The 3775-nt window shown below is 37.6% G+C and carries 5 protein-coding genes; all 5 read right to left on the reverse strand.

The window, feature by feature from the left end; genetic code table 11:
• Window positions 1-1363, reverse strand: a 1363-nt coding sequence (locus AC30RD_RS07160; protein WP_489493733.1) for a hypothetical protein, incomplete at its 3' end; no start/stop codon positions are given.
• Window positions 1338-1880 (reverse strand): hypothetical protein, encoded by a 543-nt coding sequence (locus tag AC30RD_RS07165; RefSeq protein WP_489493735.1) that lies wholly within the window; start codon window positions 1878-1880, stop codon window positions 1338-1340. The genes AC30RD_RS07165 and AC30RD_RS07160, both read right to left, overlap by 26 nt.
• A 130-nt stretch (window positions 1881-2010) precedes the next feature.
• The gene (locus tag AC30RD_RS07170; protein WP_489493736.1) at window positions 2011-2466 is read right to left on the reverse strand and encodes a hypothetical protein; all 456 of its coding nucleotides are present in this window, start codon (window positions 2464-2466) and stop codon (window positions 2011-2013) included.
• A gap of 109 nt (window positions 2467-2575) precedes the next feature.
• A complete protein-coding gene (locus AC30RD_RS07175) occupies window positions 2576-3178 on the reverse strand; it encodes a hypothetical protein (protein ID WP_489493737.1) in 603 nt (200 codons plus the stop codon).
• A 354-nt stretch (window positions 3179-3532) separates the two neighbouring features.
• The coding region (locus tag AC30RD_RS07180; protein ID WP_489493738.1) for a hypothetical protein at window positions 3533-3775 on the reverse strand (243 nt) is incomplete at its 5' end.

The following is a 3775-nucleotide window of genomic DNA, read 5'->3' on the forward strand; positions in this document are numbered from 1 at the left end:
ATCGGGTATTTATAGTCGTTTTTTTCGTTCCTTTCACAGACTGAACCTTTCCTCCCTCGTAGGAATTTAAAGTGAACGTAGTATCGTTCCAACCCCCTGCGAGCCTGTTTTGTTTTTCGGTTCGTTTATAGCTCCTAGAGTCTGAGTGTTCTCCATCAAATAAATAATAATCCCAAGCTCCGTATTTGTTTTTCCAAGCTAAAGTATATTCATCAAACCTTGTGGAGTTACAATTCTTATCAGAAGCGATTTCAAATAAATATTCTTGACCGACTTGAGGAGCCTTAAATTCCGAACAGACACCCGTTCCGCTTCCGTTAGCTGATGCGTAAAAGAATGTAGATGCATTATTGTCTGGAGCGCCCATCGCAACCCAATCCGTATCACCCGATGTGGTGATTATATAGAACCCCCCGATAATACAATCCCCTGCCGAAATACCTACTACCATAGAAACATTTGAAGATGTCGGTCTTACTGTGTAATATTTTACATCCGATTCTGGAGTTAGTTGATAACTTCCGTAAGGCGCAAATATAAGGTTCTTTACATTTCCACCCCCTGCTCCTGCGAATATAAGGTATTCACCCGCTGTATTAGCAGAAGTAGCAGCCCTACCCCCGTAAGCAGCTATATTGTAAGGTTGAATCATACCGACTGCATTACTTAAATCTGAATTTGGAACTTCCTCAAAGAACCTGTACTCCATGATTACGTTTACAGTATTAAAATACGGTGTAGAATCGTTTAAAAAAGCGAATGTCTTATAATCGTTGAAACTTGTTAAGTGAGGTATTCTACCAAAAGTGTCATTCGGTTTAGTTGTCGTTGAGGGTAACTCCGTTAAGAAGTTTCCAAACGGTTCTGACGTACTATCAAAATCGAATTTAGTTACATCAAACGTTTTAGCATCCTCCCATTCGTCTGCGTAATTTATTAGAGGTAATATAATCTGTGAAGCACTTGAAACGCTTACAGTTATCTCTCCACCCTCTGTACTTGCATACTCTTCATAGAACTTGAATGTTACTAATTTCAAAGAATTATTATTTTCACTAAATGGAAAATCTTTTATAGTACTAGCAACCTCTTCAACGGGGTTCTGTGGCATGATATGTATTGAGTCATAAGCGATAGCTCCTGTCACAGTATTATCATGCTTGTGAGTCGGTGTGATATAATTCTTGACTATATTTTCAAAAGAGATATGAGCTGCTCCCCCCGAATTTTTAGGTTGTTTCAATCTTACTTGTTTCGTACCGTTAATCCAAATATCCAACACGAATTTAAAATTGAAAACAGGGGATGTCGTGCTCGTTAAAGATAATGTCCAGTAATTAGGTTGTGCTACTATCGTTGCCATAACTTATTTCGTCTATTGTATGTTTTAAGTATTTTTCTAAATCTAATTTGAAAGCTTGTGTTAAATCCTTTGGAAGCTTCTTAAAGTTTTCATTGAAAGCATCGTTAAAGAATCCCGTTCCTTTATAGCCAAATCTATGTATTTTTCTAGTTACAGCAAAAGCGATTCCCCGTTGCTGCGATGCTTTGTTTTTCCATGATTCGTACTGACCTTTGCTATTTCTAGGTCGTAAACCTTTTCGCTTTACCCATGCTAAAATCTTTGGGAACAAAGCACCTCCCCCTCCACTCTTTGAAGCACCCCTTCCATCGTTTATAGCAAGACCGTAATCTTCCATTCTAAACTTCAAACTGATAGAGTTTGCTGCTACTCCTAAATCGTAGTCTAAAGACTTCATTAGTTTCCCAGTACTATATCCACGCTTTCTAATAGTTAGTAAAGAGGCTGCTCTCATAACAACCTTATGACCGAACTTCTTTAAAGCTTTCTCTACTGCTATTTTATCGAATTTCGCCATCCTGTATTCTTACGAGTGTACTTTTTTTTGTTTCTGTAAACAGATTGCTTGCATTTGGTTTTAGCTTCCTGCCATTCTTCCCTACGAATACCCTTGAGGAGCGTTTTAATGTCACCCCTAGTGATTTCCATTATATCGGTGAGTTACTTGCATTGTTATGACTTGGAACTGTTATCGTTATTGAACCCTTCCAACCCGAAAGCAAATTTTCAAACCTATCCGTAAACGGTTCGCAAGATATACCCTCACTAATTACATAAAACCTTGAATCTATATGAGGTGTAACCCTACACAGACCACTCTTAAATTCCCTGTATATATCTGCCAAAATTAAGAACGTGTCATTCAGTACGTCTGTTTCGTTAGAACCATCCGCTGCGACTAAGTCCATTACCAACAAATCAAAAGTGAATACAAAATCCCTGCTATTAATTGTAGCAGACTGCTCTATTAAATGAGCTTTCGCAAAATTCATTTCATTTGTCATATCCACTTCAAATATGTCACCAAATGTAAAGGAATTTATTTGCTTGTGAGCTGTACAAACGTTTTCAAACTGGTCTATTATTGCCTTAAATGTTTTCATCTTTTTAGCTTCTCTTTATCTTTCAAGTAACTTAAATACGTGAACGCTTTGTTTATATTTATTTCTGTCGCTTTGTCTAGCTTTAACACATCCTCCCCGCATAAACTCATCAGTATTGAGTACCATCCCCATCTACTAGAGAAGTTTGCTTGTTTCTGGTCTGTATTTCCCCCCGCAAAGATTGCATCGTATTTAGTAAATAGTCGTTGCCTAAATTCCAAAAAAAAATAAGAGCACCGTTCACCACACTCGCAGGAAGTTTCCTTTGGAATAAACTAGCTCTTTCATCTATTTCTGCGGTGTACGCTTCTATTTGATACTTACCCCTATCCTCTAACGTAATAGGTCTGTATAATACAGCCATTATCAAATGGAGGTTTGCATTAAAGTCTTGACACAAAGTGTCTAAATCTGCGAACTCTCCTGTGCTTATATTAGAGAGGTTTGGGTGAAAGCCATATTTCAGCCCTTCTAACGTCACCAATTTGTGAAGTTTATGTTCACCCTCTGATATGAGTAGAAGCTTTGCGTAAACGTTCTCTAAATCGCTTAAACGGAATCTATCTAACGTTGCTCTATCAACTCCAGTTAGCAGCTCAATGATTTCCTTCTTTTTTAAAGTACTCTCTTTATCGCTGTTCTCTAGGTCTGTCAGCTTTTGTAACTGTCCTAAAGTTATTTCACTCAAATCTGTGGGTACTGTAATCTTCATATCTATAAATAGCAAATTAGTAATTCTGTATAAAGGTACAAAAAAACCCCGCATCGCAGGGCTTGTATTTGAAAGGGGGGGGAGGTATTAAACCTCTATTGTTCTAGTGTGACTGACGTTGTGCTTTAGAAGTTCTTTCTGTAATGCCAACTCTTGAAGCTTAACACCTGTTGTAGAAAACTGATGCTCGTAAACATGGTTTCCGTTTGCTGTTAATGTAACGTAACCCTTAGTGTCAAAGACCTCTTTTAAGTTTCCTCTTTTAGTTGTGTAGTTGTAAGTAGTAATCATAACGTTGAGTTTTTAATTGTTTAGTATGACACAAATATAAAACATTTTTTTATATCCACAAGACTATTTCTGTTTTTTACGTAGATTCATTCTGCGGTTGTGTGAATGGAAATACCCTATTGAACCAAACAAACCATCGCTACAACCTGTTCCCTCTTTTGCTGTATAAAGAACATCCCCTGTCTGTTTCATTAAGTAGTTAAAGTTTGTACCCTCACCTGTGTAACAGATAACGGTAGCATCTCCACCGATTCTAAACATCTCGCTCTGTGCTTCAAATACTGTGCTAAAATCTTGCTTGTAGCT

It is taken from the genome of Nitrosophilus sp., assembly GCF_982775275.1.

What these genes read in the sequence shown, in the direction of transcription:
- AC30RD_RS07165 (WP_489493735.1), bottom strand. Translation starts at nt 1,880, where the DNA reads ATGGCGAAATTCGATAAAATAGCAGTAGAGAAAGCTTTAAAGAAGTTC.
- AC30RD_RS07170 (WP_489493736.1), bottom strand. Translation starts at nt 2,466, where the DNA reads ATGAAAACATTTAAGGCAATAATAGACCAGTTTGAAAACGTTTGTACA.
- AC30RD_RS07175 (WP_489493737.1), bottom strand. Translation starts at nt 3,178, where the DNA reads ATGAAGATTACAGTACCCACAGATTTGAGTGAAATAACTTTAGGACAG.